This window comes from Clostridium gasigenes (genome assembly GCF_900104115.1).
Classification (GTDB): Bacteria; Bacillota; Clostridia; order Clostridiales; family Clostridiaceae; genus Clostridium; species Clostridium gasigenes.
The window spans coordinates 35,982-56,903 of the sequence record NZ_FNJM01000015.1 but is presented as its reverse complement, the minus strand read 5'-3'; the positions used below and the strand labels follow the sequence as shown (position 1 = coordinate 56,903).

Below are 20,922 nucleotides of genomic sequence, written 5' to 3'. Positions count from 1 at the left end.
GTTACTATTAATTTAAACCTATTAAAAGCCGCACACTAACTTATCTAGTGTACGGCTTTAATATTTGTTATTTATAAGTTTTCTCCTACTATGCCTTATTTACCTTTCTCTTTTCTGTTTCATCCACAATTAATGCTGCAACAGATGCCCCAGTAACATTAGTTGCTGTTCTAATCATATCTATTATAGAATCTACTGCAATTACCATTGCCATACCTTCTATAGGTAACCCCAATGTTGCAAGTACAACTGTTGTTGACATTGTAGCTGATCCCGGAACACCTGCAATTCCTATAGATGAAACAATCGTTGTTAATATTATTAATATATATGAATAAATTGTAAGTTCTATATTAAAAACATTTGCTACAAATATTGCTACTATTGCAGGATAAAAACCACCACATCCATTTAATCCTACTGTAGCGCCAATAGGTGCTACTAAACTTGCAATACTTTGTGAAACTCCAGTTCTTTCTACTAAAGATTTAATTGTAACTGGTAAAGTTCCATAACTACTTTGGCTTGTAAATGCTACTACTTGTGCTGGGAAAATTCCTTTGAAAAATTTCAATGGATTCTTTCTTGCAACAAAAGCAATTAAAGGTGTATATACAATTATAAATTGAAGTATGGCTGCAATATAAACAGCTATAATCACCCAGATTAATGAATTTATAGTTTCTATTCCATTACTAGCTGCTGCTGTAGCAATTAATGCAAACACTCCATATGGAATTATTTTCAATACCATCTTTGTAATTATTAATACTATGTCATAAGCAGATAATATAAAATCTTTAAAAGGTTTTGCTTTTTCTGGATTTGTATTATCTTGTATAACTAATGCTACTGCTACAAATAGTGAAAATATTACAACAGGAATTATTCTATTGTCTACAATTGCCGCTATTGGATTTGATGGCAACATATCTATTAACACTTTTGAAAAGGCTGGGATTTCTCTTTCTTTAAAACTTTCTACCCCTGCAAAGCTTAACCCTTGTCCTAATTTTAAGGTATTAGCTACGATAATACCTATAGCTGCTGCAACTCCTGTAGTTCCTAGTAAAATAGTAAAAGTTTTAATTCCTACCGATTTTAAAGTTTTTAAATCTCCAATTCTTACTATACTAGTTATTAATGATGTCATAACTAAAGGTACAACTACCATCTTAATTAAAGACATATATGCTTTTCCAACTGTATCTAAAAATAGGATATCTTCTTTGAATATAATTCCAAGTATTAATCCTAAAGAAAGTGCCGTCAGTGTAGCAAATGAAAATTTATTTGTTTTCTCTTTTACTTTATATATAATGTATATTGAAATTATTGATAGTATTATTGCTAATATTAATTTAGTGTTTGTCATTTGTAATCTCTCCCTCAATTTCGAATTTTTTCATTGCTTTTCTAGTTAGTAAACTATATTTTAATTTAATAAATTATAATCATATTTATTGAACTAAAAAAAACCTTCTACCCCTGTAATATACAGAGGTAGAAGGTTATACTTCTACTGTTCCACTCTAATTAGATAATAAATATCCATATCATTTCTGGTACAAAAATACCATAACTCTATAATGGGAGTTCCCATAAAAACCTACTTAATTCGGCTTTTCTGCTCCAAGGGGCACTTCAACAATACTTATTATAGGTTATCTCAGCTAACTAACCTTTCTCTGTAGTAACTTATATTACTTACTTTCCCTTTTCAACGCATTTCAAATTTCTTATTCATTTTTTATTATACTATACTATTTTTTTATACAAGTCAATATAATTATTTAACCTGTTATAATAATAAATAAATTTATTATTATATAAAATTATGAAAAGTCTCTTTTGGTAAAATATCCATAATTTTAGGCAAATTTTCTTTTAAAACAGTAAAGTGTTTTTCTATTTCTTCTTCTATCTCTAGTCTCATATTCAATTCGCTATCATAACTTTTATCTATTTCATCCCCACAGTAGCAGTCATTATCTTTTTTACTAATACCCTTCCAAACTTCACAGCATTGGAATGGATTCGCTGTACCAAGATATAATTCTTCTTCATTGTCTACAAATAATATTCTACCACCATAATTATTTGGATTTTTCAATCCTCTTTTTACTATACTCTTAAATGACCTTCCATCTTTTGAAACATATAAATCAAAGCCAATCGGATACTTAATTTTAGCTAGTATTCTAACAACTGCTTCATAAACTCCTATTATCATTAGTAAAATACTTTTATCTATAATAATATATGTTCTATGTAGTTAGCTGTTTCTCAATATTTATAATAAATAAAAAAAGTATTGAAATTCTTTATTATAAGAACTCAACACTTTTTATTTATAATACATAAAGTTTCTATTCTATTTCTTGAGTATTTAGAATTAAACCATTTTTAAAAACAACTATCAATATCTGCTAAGCTAGAATAACTCTATCATCTAAGTTTCCATTAAATGTTACTGTGGTAAAGTGCTCTATTAGCTTTTCTTTTGTCAAAGCTTGTTTAGCTAATCCAGTCTTATCTAAAACCTGCTTACCATTATGCATCATTATAATTCTATTTCCATAATCTATTGCATGATTTATATTATGGGTTATCATTAATGTTGTTATATTTTTTTCTTTAACTATTTTATCTGTAATAAACATTATATTTTCTGATGTCTTCGGATCTAAGGCAGCTGTATGCTCATCCAGAAGAAGTATTTCCGGTTTCTTTAATGTTGCCATTAACAGTGACAATGCTTGTCTTTGTCCTCCTGATAATAATCCTACTTTAGTATCCAGCTTATCCTCTAACCCTAAATTTAATATTGATAATTGCTCTTTAAAAAAGCTTGTTCTTTTTTTATCTATTCCAAAAGCAAATCCAAAATTTTTCCCTTTGTTATCTGCTAGTGCCATATTTTCTATAATTGTCATAGATGGAGATGTTCCTTTTGTAGGATCTTGAAATACTCTTGCTATAAATTTAGCTCTCTTGTGCTCCTTCATATTTGTTATTTCATTTCCATTTAGAAATATCCCTCCATTATCAATAGGAAGTGTTCCTGCGATCATATTTAAAACTGTTGATTTTCCAGCTCCATTACTTCCAACTATAGTTATAAAATCACCTTTGTTTATTAATAAATTAAATTTATCAAACAACTTTGTTTCATTTACTGTTCCAGCATTAAATATCTTATCAACTTCTTTTATATTAAGCATTTAAAACACCTCTCTTTTTAAACATTTTTCCTATATTACTTGAAAACTTATTGTTATTCATCACTATTGCAATAATAACAATTAGAGAGGTTATTAATTTAACATCAGTTGGTGGGAATCCAGCTTTTAGAGCGAGTCCTATACTTAATTTATATAATATGGCTCCTATAATTACTATAGTGGTTGCCTTTAATACTCTTTCACTTTTAAATACTGATTGTCCTAAAATAATAGCAGCTAATGCCATTATAACAAGACCAGTTCCCATAGATATATCTGAGAAATTTTGATATTGTGCCATTATTCCTCCTGAAAGGGCTACAAGCCCATTCGAAAACATAAGTGCAATAATTTTTATTTTACCAGTACTTACTGCAAGGGTAGTTACCAATGTTTCGTTATCCCCTGTTGCCTTCAATATGAATCCAAACTTTGTTTTAAATATTAGATCCATAGCTATTTTTATAATTATGGTTATTATAATTATAATCATCAACTTATTTTCTGATGAAAATATACTTACTTTATCAAAAATAGGTAAATTTGCCTTACCCATTATTCTTAAATTTATAGAATATAATCCAATCATCACAAGTATTCCAGATAAAAGATTTGTTATCTTAAATTTCACATGAAGTATTCCTGTAATAAGCCCACCTAAGGCCCCTGCTATAAATGCAAATATTAGTGATACAAATGGATTTACATTATTTATAATAGCAACTATAGATACAGCTGCCCCCAGAGAAAAGGTTCCATCAACTGATAAATCAGGAAAATCTAATATAGTGTAAGTTATATATACACCTAAAGCCGCTATAGCTATTATAAGTCCTTGTTCTAATATTCCTATAAAGAAAGGCATATTATTCGCCTCCCTTTATCAGCTTTGCTTTATCCATAATATCTTTAGAAATTTTAACTCCTAGCTTTTCTAAAGTATCCGTATTTATAATAAGCTCTGTATCTTTTAAAGAACTTACTGACATTTGTTTTATATCTTGTCCTTTAATAACTTCTACAGCCTTAAGCCCAGCTTCAAAACCTAATTTTTTGTAACTTATTCCTTCGGTTATTAAAGCGCCCCCTTTAACATGAGCCTCTTCTGCTCCAACTACAGGAATTTTCTTTTCTATAGCTTTTGCTGAAATTAAAGGCATTGAAGATGCTATTAGATTATCTGTTAATGTGTATAATATATCAACTTTATCTAGTATTATATCTAAAGCTGTTGTCATATCATTAACACTAGTTACACCAGATGTTATTATTTCTAAATCATATTTTCCAGCTATTTCTTTTGCTTTTTCTATTTGAACCTCTGAGTTTACTTCACTTGTATTATATAAAATCCCTATTTTCTTGCTTTGTGGAAATATATCTTTTAATAATTTAAACTGCTTATCTAAAGGAGCTTCATCGCTTGTTCCTGCAACATTAGTATTTGATGTTTCTATACTACTAACAAGCCCCGCCTTCACAGGATCTGATACTGCTGTAACTATTATTGGAATTTCTTTTGTTGAGTTAAAAGCAGCTTGAGCTGCAGGTGTTGCAATCGCAAATATTAAATCTTTTTCCTGTGACACAAAATTTTGTGAAATCATTTGAGAAGTTCCTATATCTCCTTGTGCATTTTGAATTTCTATATTTAGGTTTTCTCCCTGCACATATCCTTTAGACTCTAATGCTTCTATAAATCCCTCTCTTGCTGCATCTAATGCAGGATGCTCTGCTATCTGAGTAATACCAATTGATATTTTTTTATTTTGATTGCCACCTTTATTTGCTGAACAACCAGCTATAATTGTTGTGGTTAAAATAATTGAAATTAATAATGAAACTTTTTTCTTAACTACCATACTACCATCCTCCTAAAATTAACTTTTTTTAAAATAAAAAGACCCTCCTTATAATTTATAAGGAGGGTCCATAAATATCACTTAAGTATCTTTTAGAGATATTCAAATAAATACCTAGTCAATATTCTTATCTTTGACTGGTTCTTTATTTTATGATCCCTTATTGTTAGATACATTATTTACGATTAAACTTATCTCCTACAAAACTACTATGCTACATTTTTATTACTTTTTAGTACTACTACTACTCTACTACTTATACTACTACTTTTTTCTATACTACTTTTTTACTACTATATGCAACCTTTAGCATATATACTACTTAATTATTACTAATAATACAATCATTTTAAAATACTGTCAATGTTTTTTTACATTTCAGGTATTGATCTATGACCTATTCCAATAACTACCTCATTTAAATGCAATAAACCTATACTTAAGAATATTGTTACACTTAAGTGTTCTCCATATCTTGCAATACCTATCTTTCCACCAACACTTAATCCATTAGCTTTAGATGATACTTGCATTAAAGCTTCTCTTGTAGCACCTACAACAGCACCATCATGAAGATGGCAATCTTTAATAATTCCAGTTCTTTTTGATGCCACTAACGCTCTCTCAATTATTTTAGGTATAGATGTATTTAAGTTTCCACCTATATCTACTGCTACTGCAAATATATCCTCTTTTCTTAACTCATCTACTAATTTATGTTCTTCTTCTCTTGTTGATATGGCCATTTTAGTTGCTATCTTTGCTACTTCAACACTATTTTTTTCTATCATAATTTCCTCCAATTTTCATATTAAAAATTTTTGAATCTCATCTTCTAGCCTATTTATAAGTTCTTTTTATATATTTAATTTTATCACATTAGAACTATTTATATAAGGCTTTTGAAAATAACTAATATCCATATTTTTTATTTGAAAATAATAATAAATTATATATTTTTTCACCTAATAATATCATAGCAAAATAATTTCCAACCATATGAATTAAATCAAAGGGAATCCCTCTAATCCAATAAGCTATTGCTACATTCATTCCTGAAGCAAATATATACGGTATTGCATATAATGCTCCAAATATTAATCCGAATCCTGCGGAAAAAATAGCTAACCCTAAAAAATTCTTATTAAATTTATTTTTTAAAATATATGTTATCATAACAAGGGCTGGCCATATTATTAAATATCCTATCCACCATAAACCAAAACCATACATAAGACCCATTGACATTACAAATACAAAGACTATATATAGTGCTTTTTTTTCATAAATCAGCGTAAATATTATTAATAATAATGATACTAATTCAACATTTGGTATAAAATTCAATGCTATTTGAGATACAACTACAATAGCTCCTAAGAAACCCATCAATATAATTGTTTTTAAATTGTTTCTCATTTTTAGAAACCTACTTTATAAATAAACTCTATTTTATCTCCATCTTTTATAACTGTGTCATCTATTCCAGTTTGTGCATCTTCTCCATTTATAGCTATGTTCCACCATTGTTGTTTAGCCATTTCTGTATCTATTCCATCTACTTTAGTAACCATTCTACCAAAATCGCCTTTACTTGTTTCTGCTATTCCCATTTCATCTAATGCTACTCCAAGCTTTTCTGCATCAGTTCTATGTATATGCTCTTTTTCATAATTTTCATCTTTGTTTATAACTGTAACAGTTATCTCTTTATTTCCTTTAACAGTCTTTTCTGTTAAAAACTTATTATAACTAAAGTATCCCCCTATAGCTATAATTACAATTAATAATGATACTAAAACCTTTTTATTATTCATTTTATTCTCTCCTTATATTTTAAAATTTCTAAAACAAAAAGAAGCACTCTAAAAAAAGTGCTTCTTTATATAAACATATTAAAATCAAAATAATTTAATAGTTATAAATACAACGCTCTTCCCTCCGAAGATATATAGTTTTCTATTATAATTAAATATCCTGACTCTTGCTTCATTCTTTAAGCTTTCCTTCCCAGAACTTTAATTCTAGTGGTTTTTTAAGCTTATCGTCCACAATTACAGTAGCGGGGGCTGCTATGGATTCTCACCATATTCCTTAATTAATAATTATATTAAATTTTATTTTCATCTTTTTTTATAGTAACATATTTTTGATTGTTTCACAACTCAATTACTTTTGTTCTGCCCAATCAGCTGGATAAGTTACATACATAAATTTAGCATAGTTTGGTACACAGAATTGTATTTTACTACCTTTAGGTACTAAAATAATTTCTCCAGCATCAGCGCAAACTTTTCTTCCATCTATATTTATTTCAAGTCTACCTTCTATAACATATTGTATTTCATCATACATTAATGTCCAATCAAAAGTTGTTTCTTTCATTTCCATAAGCCCACAACCAAGTCTTGGACTTTCTTCTAATGATAATGCATCTCTTAACATAACATTGTCTTGTGATTTACCTGTATCGAATTTTTCAAGCTTAAGCATAGGTAACTTAACAGACATAATTCCACTTTGATCTACATGTCTATCTGCATTTACATTAGTTACTCCTGATAAGTTTTCTTTAATAATTTTTCTTACTAAATCTTCAATAATGCTTCTATCTAAATTTTCCATAACTAACACTCCTTAATTACATATTTATTATTATTTACTCTTATTTTTAGCCATTGTTTTATTAGCGATTATACAAGCAATAACTACTGCTGTAATTCCACCTACAAGTTTACCAACTATCATAGGGAAAATCATTTCTTTAGCAACTCCTGCTGTAAATCCTAAATGATCTCCAATTACAAATGCTGCTGAAACTGCAAATGCGATATTTATTATTTTTCCTCTTTCATCCATATCTTTTAACATACCAAACATTGGAATACTATTTGCTAATGTAGCAACCATACCTGCTGCTGCAATATCATTCATTTTAAGAAGTTTTCCCATTTTTAATAATGGCTTCTTAAATACTTTAGTTATTACAAGTACCATTGGGAATGCTCCTGCTAGAACAATTGCTATATTTCCAACAATTCCAATTCCTTCATCAATTGATGCCATACCTGGTATTACTACAAGACCAGTTAATTTTTCTATAATAGCTGCTGCTAGTCCAAGAGTTATAATTACAACTACACCTTTACCAAAATAAGTAAAACCCTTAATCATTTTTTCAGGCATTTTCCAAAGTCCTAAAACTACTAATGCTGCGAATATTACAATTGGAACTAAATTTTTCAACATCATAACTATTGGGAAACCTGCTACGAGTCCACCAGCTAAACATCCAAGTGGAATAGTTATTATACCTGCAAGTACACCTGTTGCTAAATATTTATGATCTTCTTTTTCTATAATTCCTAAAGCTACAGGAATAGTAAATACTATTGTAGGTCCAAGCATTGCTCCTAGTATTGCTCCTGCAAATAACCCTGCTTGAGGATCTTTTGCAAGTTCTAAAGCTAATGGAAATCCACCCATATCATTTGCAAGCAATGTTGTTGCAAACATTGCAGGGTCAGCTCCTAAAAATTCATATAATGGAACTACCACTGGCTTCAATACGTCAGCAAGTACTGGAGCTAAACATATTACTCCAACCATAGCAATTGCTAATGCTCCCATTGCCATTAAACCTTCTTCAAATTTTTCACCAAGACCAAATTTATTTCCTATACATTTATCAATAGCACCTAATGCCATAAATACTGCCATAATACATATTATAATTTCATTAATTTCCATAATTCATACCTCTTTTCTTATAAGTCATCTTTTAAAAATAACAAATTAATATTCTAGTTTATTTTAATATTTAGCTTGCTATTTTTTGTCAGATGCCTGAAATAATATTTAGTACTTTTAATAATTCTGTATCCGGTGATGGAATAATCTCATAGCATAATAGTTTGTCCTTTTTTATAACCTTTAAAGCACATTCTATAGCTTCCTTTACCCCACTTAATTGACCTGACACAATATAATAACACTTCCCACCAGTAGTAAATCCTAATGATAACTTAACTAATGTAACTTCACCATTTTTTAGTGAAGTATCTAATGCCACAATACCTTCAGCTACAGAGATAGTTTCTACTATACCTATAGCTAAGCTGGTACTGCGTAAATATTTGTTTTTTATTGCATTTATAATATCCTCATGAATATTAGGTAGTATTTTAGTGGATATTATGTATTTATTATTTTCTTTTAATGCAGCCTCTAAAGCTGCATTAACACTTCCTACATCACCACAAACAATAACAAAGAATTTCCCGGGGCATATAGGTTTACAGTATAAAGGTTCCACATCTGCAGCTTTTAGCATTTTATCAACAACCGAAATTCCTGAGGCAATACTTCTAAGTTCAACAATTGCAACCGCTCTAGACATTGTCAACCTCTACTGAATCAACTATTCCTACTATAACTGCATCAACAGGTATTTCTTTGTATTCTATAGAAATTCTTGCGGCTGATCCTGTAGTCACTAAAACTGTATCCCCTATTCCAGCACCAACATTATCTGCTGCTACGAAAACCTCACCTTTTTCATTAAAATTTTCATCTAATGGCTTTACTACCATAAACTTAATTCCATTTAGTTTTTCGTCTTTTCTAGTGGACCAAATATTTCCTACAACCTTACCTATTACCATTATAATTCCTCCATTTATGCTCTTGTGATGTTTAAATGATATATTCTAACGAAATCTTTTGCTAGAGGTGTTAATATTGATTTTTTATCAATAGTTATGTTTCTAACACCATTCATATATACTTTTCTTAAATCTGACTCTGCTATAAGCTTTTTATTTCTTATATGCAAACTGTCTTTTACTTCAATAATTTCAGTAGATTGTACTTCTTTATGAAAAACTACATCATCATTGTTTTTTACAGTTTCATCTTCTATTAAATTGCTTTTTGATTTTTTTTGATTTAATTCAGCTTTTAATGAATCTACCTGAACTATTCTAACTCCAAAATTTCTTACCTTTTCTTCATATTCTAAAAATGTTTTATATAATGTTTTAGGTGCTGTTCCCTTAAACTTTCTATACTCCATACCATCTTCAAGTACTATAACATTTTTGCCCATAAATATAGCTTCAATCATTTTACTAAGCATTTTTGAACTACTCATCCCTAATGCTAATGATGCTAAACCATTAGTACATAAACTTGGACAAATTATATGTTCATAAGAATTTAAATCAATATTATCTTCATAATATTCTAAATCAAAATCACTGCCTAGCAATTCTTGTATTTTATTATTATTTTCTTTAGATAATAATAATATTTTCTTCTTCATCACTGTATTTTGTTTTATATTATTAAATACTTGTTCTGTAATTAAGGCAACTAATTTATCAAACTCCAAAATATCACCACCTATTTTATTATTCTAGCTAATATTCCATTCTTAAAACCACAAGCATTTGCTTCATCATAATCTATATGCATCTTAGAATTAAAATGCTCTGAAACTCTTATAGCTACATCATCAAATATTAATTTTCTTGAACCTAATACTTGAACCTTTACATTTTCTTTATCATTAACTTTAAATTTCTTAGCATCTTTTGGTGTTAAATGAATATGTCTTTTAGCTATAATGGTTCCTTCTTCTAGTTTAACTGCTGATTTTTCTCCAACAATTAATATTCCAGAAGAGCCTTTAACATCTCCACTTTCTCTTACTGGTACTTTTAACCCTAAAATTAATGCATCAGTAGCTGAAATTTCAACTTGAGTATCTTTTCGTTCTGGTCCTAAAACTACAACATTTGCCATAGATCCCTTTGGTCCTATTAGTGTTACTCTTTCCTTACAAGCAAATTGTCCGGGTTGAGAAAGTTCCTTAACCTTAGTAAGTTCATAACCTTTTCCAAACAATATATCTATACATTCTCTACTTAAATGAACATGTCTACCAGAGGCTTCAACCCCTATAAAAATTTCTTCTTTTACTTTACTTAAAACTTGTTCAACTAAATTATCAATTAATTTATCGTCCATGTATTTTCTCCTTATTTGTATATTCGCCAGCTAAAAACTTAAACATCATTATCCAAAATAAAGAAGAAAGCCTATTTAGTGCCCTTACAATATCTTCTCTTTCTACATCACCATACTCAGTTTTAAAAGCATTATAAGATGCTAGTTCCACTTCTCTTGTAGCTGATCTTAAAGAATTTAATGCAACTACAATTTCACCATTTTTATAACTTGGCTGAAAATGGCCCATACCATAATATTTTTTAGGATGATGTGATTTTTCTCTAAGTTCCTTTTCATCCATATCTAAAAGCTTAAATTCATTTAATTTTTCTTCAAGAACTTCTGCTCTTAATAGATTTCTAACAAAACCTAAAATTTCTTCTAAGTCATTTGTAAGCTTTTCATGCTTTAATTTATCAGAAAGTATTTGAACCTGTAATATTTGAGATTCTAAACTATCAAATTTCCCTCTTAATATAATTCTACTATGATTTTTAAATACTAATAGATTTCCATTAAGATGAGTCATGTGTTCAGGTTTACTGTCTAAATATCCCCCAAATATAGTTCTAAATTTAGGCTCAATTCTTACTTCTTTCTCAATAATAACAGGTTCATTTATTTCTTTTATTTTTTCAACAATCTTTAATTGTATATTATTATCACTTAAATATCCTTTTGCTGATGGAGTTACTATTACTCCTTTTTCAACTTCATATTCTTTAAGTAACTTTAAATCCTTATCTCTTAAACGTTTTCTGATCTCTGTTTCTGTTAAAACGCTCATTATCTCACATCCTTATGGAATATAAACATACTACCCGCCAAACGCGGATAGTATGTTTTGAAATTTATTATTCTGCTATTTTTGGAATTAATATATCTACTTCAGCATGTGGTCTTGGGATTACGTGTACTGATACTAATTCTCCTACTCTTTCAGCAGCAGCAGCTCCAGCATCTGTAGCAGCTTTAACAGCTCCAACATCGCCTCTTACCATAACTGTTACTAATCCAGCACCGATTTGTTCTTTACCTACTAATGTTACGTTTGCAGCTTTCACCATTGCGTCTGCAGCCTCGATTGCTGCTACTAATCCTTTAGTTTCTACCATTCCTAATGCGTTTGTGTTTGCCATAATATTTTGCCTCCTAAATTTTGAATTTATTTAAATTTTAATGTTAACTAATTATTTGTTTAACTTTTGCATAATTTTTTCAACTAGAACATTTATTAAATCTTCTTCGTTGCTTACTGTACAAGCAGATTCTACGCTTTGTGATTTAGTTCCTCTTAATTCTTCTAACTCTCTAACACCATAACCTACTCTTTTTATATTTATTAGATTTAATGGACCTATGTTATCAGAAGTTGAACTTCCACCAACAGCTCCACAACCTAAAGTTAATGCTGGTAATAAATTTGTAGATGCTCCTATTCCTCCAAGTGCTCCTGGAGTGTTTACAAGTAATCTACTTACTGGTTTCTTTAATGCAAATTCTCTAATAACTTCTTGGTTTTCACTATGAAGTACTAAAGTATGTCCTGCACCTTCATTATTTAATATCTCAATACATCTTTCGCAAGCTGTATTCCAATTATCCTCAACATAGAATGCTAGTATTGGACAAAGTTTTTCTTTTGAATATGGAACTTTATGTCCAACTCTATTTTCTCTAGCTATAATAACTCTTGTACCTTTTGGTATTTCTATCCCTACAAGATTAGCTATAACCTCTGCACTTTTACCAACTATTTGAGGATTCATTGTACCATTAGGTCTTAAAATGAACTTCTCAAGCTTTTTGCTTTGTTCTTCTGTTACAAAATAAGCACCTGAGTTTTTAAGTTCTTCAACTACCTTATCTTCAATTTCTTTTTCAACAACAATTGATTGTTCTGAAGCACATATAGTACCATTATCAAAAGTTTTTGAATCCATAATTCTTTTTACTGCTAATTTAATATTTGCACTTTTTTCAATAAATGCAGGACCATTTCCAGGGCCTACTCCTATTGCTGGAGTTCCTGAAGAGTAAGCTGCCTTAACCATTGCAGAACCACCTGTAGCTAAAATTAATGCTACATCATTATGCTTCATAAGTTCATCAGTACCTTGCATTGTTGGAACTGTCATACATCCTATAGCTCCATCTGGACATCCAGCTGCAACAGATGCTTCTGATATTATTCTTACAGTTTCAAGAATACAATTCTTTGCATTTGGATGCGGTGAAAATACAATTGAATTTCCTGATTTAATAGCTATCATAGCTTTATAAATTGCTGTAGATGTTGGATTTGTTGATGGTATAAGACCCGCAACAACTCCCATTGGTACAGCTACTTCTAAAACCTTTAAAGCTTTATCTTCATTTATAATTCCAACTGTCTTCACATCTTTTATAGATTCATATACAACCTTTGAAGCAAAAGTATTCTTAACTATCTTATCTTCCCATTTCCCAAAACCAGTTTCTGAATGTGCCATTTTCGCTAATTTCTCAGCATTTTCATAACCTGCATCAGAAATTGCTTTTACAATTTTGTTTATCTCTTCTTGACTCATTTCAGATAATCTTTTTTGAGCAATTTTTGCTTTTGCTATAAGATTTCTAACCTCTTGTATTGAAACTAGATCCTTATCTAATAATTCCATTACTTATCTCCTTCTCTATAGTGCTTATCTATAACTTCTATAAGCCTATCTTTCTTAGCAAATTTAATTTGTTTATTATTCATTTCTGTTATTTTCAATTGTCTTGCTAACCTTCTAAGTTCTTCTACATTCATAGCTTTAATCTCTATGATTGTATAAACTTTTTTCTCTTTTAGCTCTATCTTTTCTTCTATCTTTTCTTCACATTTATCCACTTTTTCTATCAAAATTTCATCTTCTATTTTAACAGGATTAGTTACCTCAGTAACTTCTGAAATATTAATTTCAGCTATATCACTATTAATAACTTCTTCAGTTTTTTCTGAACAATTCAAGGTTTCACTATTAACATTCAACTCAATTTTTTTTGTCTTATCCTTAGAATTTAATATCATAGCTTCAGTTTGATTATCCATTTTTGATATTACAGTAGAAGAAAATATAGAACTTATTTTACTTACAGCAATCTTTGCAACTGCTACAGCCTCTTGCACTGCAGCTACATCTCCTATAATCTTAACAGTTGTTAAACCAGAAGATATCTTTTCTACTCCTAGAAGTTTAACATCAGCGGCTTTTAAAGCTGAATCAGCGGCTTCTATTGCTCCAACTAAACCATTAACTTCTATAAGGCCAAGTGCTTTTCCACCCATTTTAATCACTTCTCTTCTTAGTAACTAGTTGGATTTTCAGCAACAAATTCTACAGCTGCTGCGAATGCATCACAAGCTGCTTTGCAAGCTGATTGGCTTCCAGTTAATAAGCCTCCACCAAAGTTAGTTTCAGTTGGTGGTGTAAATAAAACAGTTACCTTAACATCTGCAGCCTTAAGAGCTGCATCTATACCATACATAGCTTCAAGTGGAGGTGCTACTAAATAAGCAAGAGCTTCCCCTTCTTTTATACCTGCTGTTTTTGATAAGTAAGATCCTGTTCTTGATACACAATGAGCGAAATATGGAACTGTATTATCATCATTTGCGCTTATAAAATGAGCTCCATTTTCAATGAAATCTATAGCTGCATTTAAACCACTTCTTACTTCATCTGGGCTTGTTCCAGCTATCATTCCTATAACTTCACCAGCAAGCTTTGTTGATGAATTTGCAGAACCTGCATACATACTTTTTCCATAAACTACTTCAACTCCAGCAGCTTTAGTAGCTTCATCTAACGCTGTATATGTTACATCATCTATATCTGCTGTTATTATTCCTAAACTCTTTTGATAAGGTTTAAGTTCTAATAATTCTGCCATATCGGGACTTACATTTGATATTATTTTCACACCTAAAACAGTTGCACGTAATGCTTCGTTTTTCATATTATTAACTCCCCTTTTTTATAAACTTTTTAAATCTATACCTGATGCTTTTTTATCTATCATAGTTTTTACAAGTTCTGCAATATGAGCTCCAGCTTCAACAGCTGTTGTTCCACCCTTGTGTATGTTAGATATAACTGTTCTTCTTGCTTCTGGCATACCTACTGTAGCCTTATATGCTATATAAGCACTCATAGATTCTGCTGTTACTAGACCTGGTCTTTCACCAACTAATAACAATGTAACATCTGTTCCTGTTATCTCTGATATTACATCCATTGCAGGTACTCTACAATGTTTTACAAATATACAAGGACCTGCATCTATTCCATATCCCTTTAATCCTTGAATTATAGCTGGTAATATATCTTTAACATTTGCTTCTATAGCAGCTGAACTTAATCCATCTCCAATTACTATTTGAACCTTAGAATTTTTGTTTAATGATTTTCTCATTATATCCTTAGATTCATCAGAAAATTGTCTTCCGAAATCAGGTCTTGTAATATATTGATCTTTATCCTTACATATAGTATTAACTTTAATAAAGTTCATTTCTTTTACAAATTCCTCTGAAACATCTGAGAACACTGAATCTTGAGCTGCTGCATGATCCGCTCTAAATCTTAATGATGTTATAGTCTTATATCTAGGACCTGCTCTCCATATACCAACTCTAGCTGGAGTATTCATTTTCATTTTTAAATATCCATCTTTATCTTCTGGATTTGGAACTAATAATTGTTCCTTTAAATCAACTAATGTTATATCTTCAATATAACCATCTTCTATATTTGAAGTTTCATTTTGTTTTTCTACTTTATTTTCTTTTGGTAGTTCAACATTACCCTTCATCATTTCAGTAAGTAATGATTCAACCATGGACTTTAATTCTTTTTCGTTTACCATTTTTAGTTCCCCCTCTTACTTAAGAAATATTGACGCATCTCCTGCTTTTTCTGTTAACTTACCATCTTTATAAATTCCCATTTTTTCAAGCCATACTTCAAATTCCTTTATAGGTCTTAATCCTACAAGTTCTCTTAGTGTAGCTGCTTCATGATATCCTGTACATTGATAATTAAGCATTACATCATCGCCATGTGGAACTCCCATAAAGTATGTGCAACCTGCTTCTGCAAGTAAAACTGCAAGGTTTTCTATATCATTTTGATCAGCTTTCATATGGTTTGTATAACAAGCATCACATCCCATTGGAAGTCCTGTTAATTTACCCATAAAGTGATCTTCAAGTCCTGCTCTTATAACTTGTTTTGAATCATATAAATATTCGGGTCCAATGAATCCAACAACTGTATTTACGATGAATGGTTCAAATTTCTTAGCAAATCCATAACATCTAGCTTCCATAGTTACTTGATCTACTCCATGATGAGCATCTGAAGATAATTCTGAACCTTGTCCTGTTTCAAAATACATAACATTTGGTCCAGTTCCAGTTCCATGTTTTAAAGCTAATTGTCTTGCTTCTTCTATTGTAGCTGCATTAAATCCAAAAGCTGTATTTCCTTTTTCTGAACCAGCTATTGATTGGAATATTAAATCTGCTGGAGCACCATTTCTGATTGCTTCCATTTGTGTAGTTACATGAGCTAGTACACAAGTTTGAGTAGGTATATCCCATTTTCTCTTGAATTCATCAAATTTCTTTAATACTCTTGTTACACTTTCAACAGAGTCATCAACAGGATTAAGTCCAAGTACTGCATCTCCAACTCCATAGCTTAAACCTTCCATTAATGAAGCAAGAATACCATCTGGATTATCTGTTGGATGGTTAGGTTGTAATCTTATTGAAAGTCTTCCTTCTTCTCCTATTGTTGTGTTACAGTGAGCAGTTACTTTTATTTTCTTAGCTCCGTAAATTAAATCTAAGTTAGACATAATTTTTGCAACAGCAGCAATCATTTCTGATGTTAAACCTTTTGAAACTCTTCCAATATCTCTACCAGTTGTATTATGATCTAATAACCATTCTCTTAAATCTGATACTGTCCAATCTTTAATTTCTGCATATATTTTTTCATTGACATTATCTTGGATTATTCTTGTTACCTCATCAATTTCATAAGGCACTGCTGGATTATTTCTTAAATCTTCAAGTGTCATGTTTGATACAACAACCTTTGCTGCAACTCTTTCCTCAGCACTTGTAGCTGCAATACCTGCTAGTTGATCACCTGATTTTTCTTCATTAGCTTTTGCAAGCACCTCTATTACACTTTTAAATTCATAGCTTTTACCAAATAGTTTTGTTTTTAATTTCAAAATAATTCACCCCTTCTTTAATTAAATACTAAAGTTTTAATAACAACAGGTACTACTTGTCCGCCAACTAGTGGCTTTCCAATATCTATGTAGTCTCCATTTTCCACCCTCACTCCATCTATACAAACTATATTTTTCTTATAGTTTAAATATCTATGAAGTGTTTGCCCTAAAACCTTAGCCATGTCATTTTCGACGATTACTGTTAAAGGTAGATCTTTTTCTATTAATTCATTCATACCTTTTAATAAAGACTGTGCTATTTCTTCTACTTCTATAAAACTTGGGTTCTTCTTGCCATTTATTGCAACAGCAACTCTTTGTAGTTCTCCCTCAATCTTAAACCAATTTAATTTTTCTATTATCTTATCAGCTATTAACGAAGTATCTTTTTCCTCTTCTATAGAAAGTTTTAATATAGGTAGATTTTTCAGAGGAAAGTTATCCTCAGTGTAAGTTATTGTACTACCACTTATATCAGTGGTATGTGAACCAGCCCCTACAACTGTAGCTCTTATGGTTTCAGTTGAGTTCACGAGAGTTAACTTGCTAAGTAGCAAGGATTTTTTAATGGCTCTACCAAGAAGTATTCCTATATCACCATATTTAAAAACATCCTTTTCTTCCAAACCCTTATATATATAATCTGCAACTCCTCCTGAGAAAGATATGCAATTTATATGCGTATTTAAATCAATTCCCTTTTTAGTTAATATTCTTTGATAAAAATCATTTTCTTTTGTTACTCCCACAGAAATTTCAAGTAACTTAACCATTTCATCAATTATTTTCTGAACTGCTGTTTCTGAATAACTATCACCAACATTAATATTAATATTATTTATTTCTGCTAATTCTTTAATTTTTGGTGCTATATAAGTTATTTTTTTTGAAGTTACATCTATTTTTATCAGTCTTCCTCCAATATCGAGGCACCCTGTATCTATTAATTCTCCCCTTGTAAATACTGCTATATTGGAAGTTCCCCCTCCAACATCAATATTAACTACTGTATTGTTATTTTCCTTTGAATAAACATCTGCTCCAGCACCTTTAGCCGAAATTATACTTTCAAGATCTGGACCTGCTGTTGCAACAACAAAATCTCCTGCAAAACCACTTAAATTATGAAGCACTATATTTGCATTTTCTTTTCTCGCTGTTTCACCAGTTATTATTACAGCACCAGTAGATATTTCTTCTTTTTTAACACCAGCTTTAATATATTCCTTTTGTACTATTTCTAAAATTTTCTCCATATCTATTTCTTTCCCTCTAAGTATCGGCGTGAAATAGATATCACTTCTATAAATAATTTCCTTACCAACAATACTTATTCTTGGCACTGAAAAACTAGATGCCATATTTTCTATAGTTATATTTGAAAAAACTAGTTGTGTTGTTGATGTTCCAATATCAATTCCTACGCTTAAAATTTCTTCTTTCATCACTACACCCCACAAAAAAGAGACTTAATGTTAAACCTTTTTAAAAAAAAGTCATAACATTAAGCCTCTTTGCTTAATACTTTTACTACAGCGTAAAAGTTGTTATATCTATACTATAAATTTTATTATTATGCTAGTTCCTGATCTATTAGAATCTATAATAAGATTCCCTTTGAGTTTATCCTTAACATAGCTTGAAACTATTTTACTTCCAAGGCTATCTTTTCTAGTATCGTTTATATCAAATCCAATACCATCATCAATAACTTTAACTATCTTATATTCTCCAATTGATTCAAGTATTAATTTTATAGAGCCTTTATCTCTTCCTATAAAAGCATGCTCCATAGAGTTTTGAAATAGCTCATTTACTATTAATGCTATAGTAGTAGACTTATCGCTATTAACAATAAAATCATCACCACTTATATCAATAGAAACTTTGTTAGAATTACTAAAGCATCTTAACATATTATTTTTAATAGTTGATAATACTTCTATTATAGATATATTATCTTCTATCTGTTTAGATAATAGTTCATGAGTTGTAGCAATTGATAAAATTCTATTCCCACTCTCAAGTAATGCAAGCTTGGCTTCATCGCCTATGCAATTTCGACTCTGAAGTCTTAATAATGAAGCTATAGTTTGAAGGTTATTCTTAACTCTATGATGTATTTCTCTTATAGCTACTGATTTAGAAATTATCTCATCGTCCTTATTCTTTATTTCTGTTAAATCATTTATTATCATAATAATTTTATTTTCACTATTATCTGTAACTATTTTTTTAACTTCAAAATAGTTATTTCCAATGGTTACTTTTTTATGCAAAAGAAAATTTTTATATTCTTTTGGATTTATTTCATTTATTTCTGTTAATGTTATTTCATCAAACCGCAAGTTATTATAATCTAACTCATTTAGTGATTCAAAAAAACCTAACTTTTCATAAATATTATCAGCACTCTTATTTTTAAGAACAAGCTTTCCTTCACTATTAAAAATAAGTATTGCTTCCTTCATTTCATCTTTAAAATCATTTTCATAATTTAATAAAGTCATTAAGGTTGAAGTTAATACCTCATTATCATCTGATAATGATTTGATTTTCTCATCAGTTAATATTTCTTTACTTATATTTCTTTCAGTTATTAAAACTGCTATAGTGTTTTCTCCATTTTTTATAGGTATTACATTTTGCTTTACCCATATGTTTTCTTGTGTTTTAGCATGAATATTTTTTGTATGAATACCTAGTTCTAAACTTCTTAAAACACCTGGTTCATTTACTCTTAATGCAAGTTCACCAACAACTGAATTCTTATATAAGCTTTGTCCATCACTTGGTCTACTTTCAAATACAACTAAAGCACTATTTTCAATGTTGCTTTTAATATCTATGAAAACATCACAAGTTTCTATTTGTGTAATATATTCTGCAGCCTTACTTGTTTCAATGATAATTTTAATATCACTATCTGTTAGACTTGACTGTTGTTCACATAAATTTTCGGTAATTTTATATTTCATAAGCAATTACAATCGCCTCTCCAATACTCCTCATTGAACATCTTCTATCCATGCTTAATTTTCTTATTTTTTCATAGGATTCTTCTTCAGTAAGGTTGTCTTCTTTCATAAGCATGCCTTTTGCTCTTTCAATTATTTTTCTCTCTTCAATTTTTTTAATACTTAAATCCAGTTCTTTTTTTAATTTTTTAAACTCACTAGATTTTGAGTATACCATCTCAACTGTAGGTATCAAAGATTTTTCATCCAAGGGTTTAAGTAAATATGCAAATACACCAACGTCTTTAGCTTTTTCTATAAATTCTTTATCTGAAAAAGCTGTTAAAAGTATAATCCCACCTGCATAACCACCCCTTGAGATAATTTTAGCTGCCTTTAGACCATCTAAATTAGGCATATTTATATCCATCAATATAATATCAGGCAAATATTTTTTACTAGCTTCAACGGCATCAAATCCATCACTTGCTTCTGCTACTACATCGTAACCTGCATCAACTAATAATGACTTCAAATCCATCCTCGTAATAGGTTCATCATCGACTATTACAATTCTTTTACTCATACCAC

General features: G+C 29.9%; 24 protein-coding genes, 1 riboswitch and 1 other annotated feature. All 24 genes read right to left on the bottom strand.

The window, feature by feature from the left end; genetic code table 11:
- Positions 1-88 precede the first annotated feature (88 nt).
- The 24 genes from BLS77_RS16620 to BLS77_RS16505 all read right to left on the bottom strand — a co-directional run bounded on the left by BLS77_RS16620 (position 89) and on the right by BLS77_RS16505 (position 20,917).
- Positions 89-1,375: a dicarboxylate/amino acid:cation symporter gene (locus BLS77_RS16620; protein WP_089972367.1), complete on the bottom strand. Its 1,287-nt coding sequence runs from the start codon at positions 1,373-1,375 to the stop codon at positions 89-91.
- Positions 1,376-1,496: 121 nt separating this feature from the next.
- Positions 1,497-1,733 (bottom strand) — a binding site (T-box leader).
- A gap of 92 nt (positions 1,734-1,825) precedes the next feature.
- Positions 1,826-2,233 carry a hypothetical protein gene (locus tag BLS77_RS16615; protein ID WP_089972365.1) on the bottom strand — a complete coding sequence of 136 codons (408 nt, stop codon included), beginning with the start codon at positions 2,231-2,233 and terminating at the stop codon, positions 1,826-1,828.
- A 196-nt stretch (positions 2,234-2,429) separates the two neighbouring features.
- A complete protein-coding gene (locus tag BLS77_RS16610) occupies positions 2,430-3,224 on the bottom strand; it encodes an ABC transporter ATP-binding protein (protein ID WP_089972362.1) in 795 nt (264 codons plus the stop codon).
- Entirely contained in the window at positions 3,217-4,089 is an 873-nt protein-coding gene (locus BLS77_RS16605; RefSeq protein WP_089972360.1) for an ABC transporter permease, read from the bottom strand. The genes BLS77_RS16610 and BLS77_RS16605 overlap by 8 nt, the downstream gene beginning before the upstream one ends.
- A gap of 1 nt (position 4,090) precedes the next feature.
- Complete coding sequence (locus BLS77_RS16600) at positions 4,091-5,086, bottom strand: ABC transporter substrate-binding protein (RefSeq protein ID WP_089972357.1); 996 nt, start codon at positions 5,084-5,086, stop codon at positions 4,091-4,093.
- A gap of 371 nt (positions 5,087-5,457) precedes the next feature.
- A complete protein-coding gene (locus BLS77_RS16595) occupies positions 5,458-5,877 on the bottom strand; it encodes a HutP family protein (protein ID WP_207713870.1) in 420 nt (139 codons plus the stop codon).
- A gap of 121 nt (positions 5,878-5,998) precedes the next feature.
- The gene (locus BLS77_RS16590) at positions 5,999-6,505 is read right to left on the bottom strand and encodes a hypothetical protein (RefSeq protein WP_089972354.1); all 507 of its coding nucleotides are present in this window, start codon (positions 6,503-6,505) and stop codon (positions 5,999-6,001) included.
- Between the two features lie 2 nt (positions 6,506-6,507).
- Positions 6,508-6,903, bottom strand: a complete 396-nt coding sequence (locus tag BLS77_RS16585) for a DUF4430 domain-containing protein (protein ID WP_089972353.1) — start codon at positions 6,901-6,903, stop codon at positions 6,508-6,510.
- Positions 6,904-7,056: 153 nt separating this feature from the next.
- Positions 7,057-7,182: riboswitch (cobalamin riboswitch) on the bottom strand.
- A 73-nt stretch (positions 7,183-7,255) separates the two neighbouring features.
- Positions 7,256-7,711, bottom strand: a complete 456-nt coding sequence (locus tag BLS77_RS16580) for a cupin domain-containing protein (RefSeq protein WP_089972350.1) — start codon at positions 7,709-7,711, stop codon at positions 7,256-7,258.
- Positions 7,712-7,741: 30 nt separating this feature from the next.
- The gene (eutH, locus tag BLS77_RS16575; protein ID WP_089972348.1) at positions 7,742-8,836 is read right to left on the bottom strand and encodes an ethanolamine utilization protein EutH; all 1,095 of its coding nucleotides are present in this window, start codon (positions 8,834-8,836) and stop codon (positions 7,742-7,744) included.
- 88 nt (positions 8,837-8,924) lie between these two features.
- The gene (locus BLS77_RS16570; RefSeq protein ID WP_089972345.1) at positions 8,925-9,485 is read right to left on the bottom strand and encodes a BMC domain-containing protein; all 561 of its coding nucleotides are present in this window, start codon (positions 9,483-9,485) and stop codon (positions 8,925-8,927) included.
- Positions 9,478-9,750: a EutN/CcmL family microcompartment protein gene (locus BLS77_RS16565; protein WP_089972342.1), complete on the bottom strand. Its 273-nt coding sequence runs from the start codon at positions 9,748-9,750 to the stop codon at positions 9,478-9,480. The genes BLS77_RS16570 and BLS77_RS16565 overlap by 8 nt, the downstream gene beginning before the upstream one ends.
- A gap of 14 nt (positions 9,751-9,764) precedes the next feature.
- Positions 9,765-10,478 (bottom strand): hypothetical protein, encoded by a 714-nt coding sequence (locus tag BLS77_RS16560; RefSeq protein ID WP_089972340.1) that lies wholly within the window; start codon positions 10,476-10,478, stop codon positions 9,765-9,767.
- 11 nt (positions 10,479-10,489) lie between these two features.
- Positions 10,490-11,116: an ethanolamine utilization phosphate acetyltransferase EutD gene (gene eutD, locus BLS77_RS16555; RefSeq protein ID WP_089972337.1), complete on the bottom strand. Its 627-nt coding sequence runs from the start codon at positions 11,114-11,116 to the stop codon at positions 10,490-10,492.
- Positions 11,106-11,885 (bottom strand): cobalamin adenosyltransferase, encoded by a 780-nt coding sequence (locus BLS77_RS16550; RefSeq protein ID WP_089972335.1) that lies wholly within the window; start codon positions 11,883-11,885, stop codon positions 11,106-11,108. Before BLS77_RS16550 ends, eutD begins: the two co-directional genes overlap by 11 nt.
- 67 nt (positions 11,886-11,952) lie before the next feature.
- Positions 11,953-12,237: a BMC domain-containing protein gene (locus BLS77_RS16545; protein ID WP_089972332.1), complete on the bottom strand. Its 285-nt coding sequence runs from the start codon at positions 12,235-12,237 to the stop codon at positions 11,953-11,955.
- Positions 12,238-12,288: 51 nt separating this feature from the next.
- On the bottom strand, positions 12,289-13,758 hold the full coding sequence (locus BLS77_RS16540) for an acetaldehyde dehydrogenase (acetylating) (RefSeq protein WP_089972329.1): 1,470 nt from the start codon (positions 13,756-13,758) through the stop codon (positions 12,289-12,291).
- Positions 13,758-14,411, bottom strand: a complete 654-nt coding sequence (locus tag BLS77_RS20605) for a BMC domain-containing protein (protein ID WP_089972325.1) — start codon at positions 14,409-14,411, stop codon at positions 13,758-13,760. The genes BLS77_RS16540 and BLS77_RS20605 overlap by 1 nt, the downstream gene beginning before the upstream one ends.
- Before the next feature lie 17 nt (positions 14,412-14,428).
- Positions 14,429-15,082, bottom strand: a complete 654-nt coding sequence (eutL, locus tag BLS77_RS16530) for an ethanolamine utilization microcompartment protein EutL (RefSeq protein WP_089972322.1) — start codon at positions 15,080-15,082, stop codon at positions 14,429-14,431.
- 18 nt (positions 15,083-15,100) lie between these two features.
- The gene (eutC, locus tag BLS77_RS16525) at positions 15,101-15,991 is read right to left on the bottom strand and encodes an ethanolamine ammonia-lyase subunit EutC (RefSeq protein WP_089972320.1); all 891 of its coding nucleotides are present in this window, start codon (positions 15,989-15,991) and stop codon (positions 15,101-15,103) included.
- Between the two features lie 15 nt (positions 15,992-16,006).
- Positions 16,007-17,371, bottom strand: a complete 1,365-nt coding sequence (locus BLS77_RS16520) for an ethanolamine ammonia-lyase subunit EutB (RefSeq protein WP_089972318.1) — start codon at positions 17,369-17,371, stop codon at positions 16,007-16,009.
- A gap of 17 nt (positions 17,372-17,388) precedes the next feature.
- Positions 17,389-18,819: an ethanolamine ammonia-lyase reactivating factor EutA gene (gene eutA, locus BLS77_RS16515; RefSeq protein WP_089972313.1), complete on the bottom strand. Its 1,431-nt coding sequence runs from the start codon at positions 18,817-18,819 to the stop codon at positions 17,389-17,391.
- Positions 18,820-18,927: 108 nt separating this feature from the next.
- Positions 18,928-20,352, bottom strand: coding sequence for a sensor histidine kinase (locus tag BLS77_RS16510; RefSeq protein WP_089972310.1), 1,425 nt, complete (start codon positions 20,350-20,352; stop codon positions 18,928-18,930).
- Positions 20,342-20,917, bottom strand: coding sequence for an ANTAR domain-containing response regulator (locus BLS77_RS16505; RefSeq protein ID WP_089972307.1), 576 nt, complete (start codon positions 20,915-20,917; stop codon positions 20,342-20,344). Before BLS77_RS16505 ends, BLS77_RS16510 begins: the two co-directional genes overlap by 11 nt.
- Positions 20,918-20,922: the final 5 nt, after the last annotated feature.

Excerpts from the sequence above, each read along its gene's own strand:
- BLS77_RS16620 (WP_089972367.1), bottom strand. The coding sequence starts at position 1,375 with ATGACAAACACTAAATTAATATTAGCAATAATACTATCAATAATTTCA.
- BLS77_RS16615 (WP_089972365.1), bottom strand. The coding sequence starts at position 2,233 with ATGATAATAGGAGTTTATGAAGCAGTTGTTAGAATACTAGCTAAAATT.
- BLS77_RS16610 (WP_089972362.1), bottom strand. The coding sequence starts at position 3,224 with ATGCTTAATATAAAAGAAGTTGATAAGATATTTAATGCTGGAACAGTA.
- BLS77_RS16605 (WP_089972360.1), bottom strand. The coding sequence starts at position 4,089 with ATGCCTTTCTTTATAGGAATATTAGAACAAGGACTTATAATAGCTATA.
- BLS77_RS16600 (WP_089972357.1), bottom strand. The coding sequence starts at position 5,086 with ATGGTAGTTAAGAAAAAAGTTTCATTATTAATTTCAATTATTTTAACC.
- BLS77_RS16595 (WP_207713870.1), bottom strand. The coding sequence starts at position 5,877 with ATGATAGAAAAAAATAGTGTTGAAGTAGCAAAGATAGCAACTAAAATG.
- BLS77_RS16590 (WP_089972354.1), bottom strand. The coding sequence starts at position 6,505 with ATGAGAAACAATTTAAAAACAATTATATTGATGGGTTTCTTAGGAGCT.
- BLS77_RS16585 (WP_089972353.1), bottom strand. The coding sequence starts at position 6,903 with ATGAATAATAAAAAGGTTTTAGTATCATTATTAATTGTAATTATAGCT.
- BLS77_RS16580 (WP_089972350.1), bottom strand. The coding sequence starts at position 7,711 with ATGGAAAATTTAGATAGAAGCATTATTGAAGATTTAGTAAGAAAAATT.
- eutH (WP_089972348.1), bottom strand. The coding sequence starts at position 8,836 with ATGGAAATTAATGAAATTATAATATGTATTATGGCAGTATTTATGGCA.
- BLS77_RS16570 (WP_089972345.1), bottom strand. The coding sequence starts at position 9,485 with ATGTCTAGAGCGGTTGCAATTGTTGAACTTAGAAGTATTGCCTCAGGA.
- BLS77_RS16565 (WP_089972342.1), bottom strand. The coding sequence starts at position 9,750 with ATGGTAATAGGTAAGGTTGTAGGAAATATTTGGTCCACTAGAAAAGAC.
- eutD (WP_089972337.1), bottom strand. The coding sequence starts at position 11,116 with ATGGACGATAAATTAATTGATAATTTAGTTGAACAAGTTTTAAGTAAA.
- BLS77_RS16550 (WP_089972335.1), bottom strand. The coding sequence starts at position 11,885 with ATGAGCGTTTTAACAGAAACAGAGATCAGAAAACGTTTAAGAGATAAG.
- BLS77_RS16545 (WP_089972332.1), bottom strand. The coding sequence starts at position 12,237 with ATGGCAAACACAAACGCATTAGGAATGGTAGAAACTAAAGGATTAGTA.
- BLS77_RS16540 (WP_089972329.1), bottom strand. The coding sequence starts at position 13,758 with ATGGAATTATTAGATAAGGATCTAGTTTCAATACAAGAGGTTAGAAAT.
- BLS77_RS20605 (WP_089972325.1), bottom strand. The coding sequence starts at position 14,411 with ATGGGTGGAAAAGCACTTGGCCTTATAGAAGTTAATGGTTTAGTTGGA.
- eutL (WP_089972322.1), bottom strand. The coding sequence starts at position 15,082 with ATGAAAAACGAAGCATTACGTGCAACTGTTTTAGGTGTGAAAATAATA.
- eutC (WP_089972320.1), bottom strand. The coding sequence starts at position 15,991 with ATGGTAAACGAAAAAGAATTAAAGTCCATGGTTGAATCATTACTTACT.
- eutA (WP_089972313.1), bottom strand. The coding sequence starts at position 18,819 with ATGAAAGAAGAAATTTTAAGCGTAGGAATTGATATTGGAACATCAACA.
- BLS77_RS16510 (WP_089972310.1), bottom strand. The coding sequence starts at position 20,352 with ATGAAATATAAAATTACCGAAAATTTATGTGAACAACAGTCAAGTCTA.
- BLS77_RS16505 (WP_089972307.1), bottom strand. The coding sequence starts at position 20,917 with ATGAGTAAAAGAATTGTAATAGTCGATGATGAACCTATTACGAGGATG.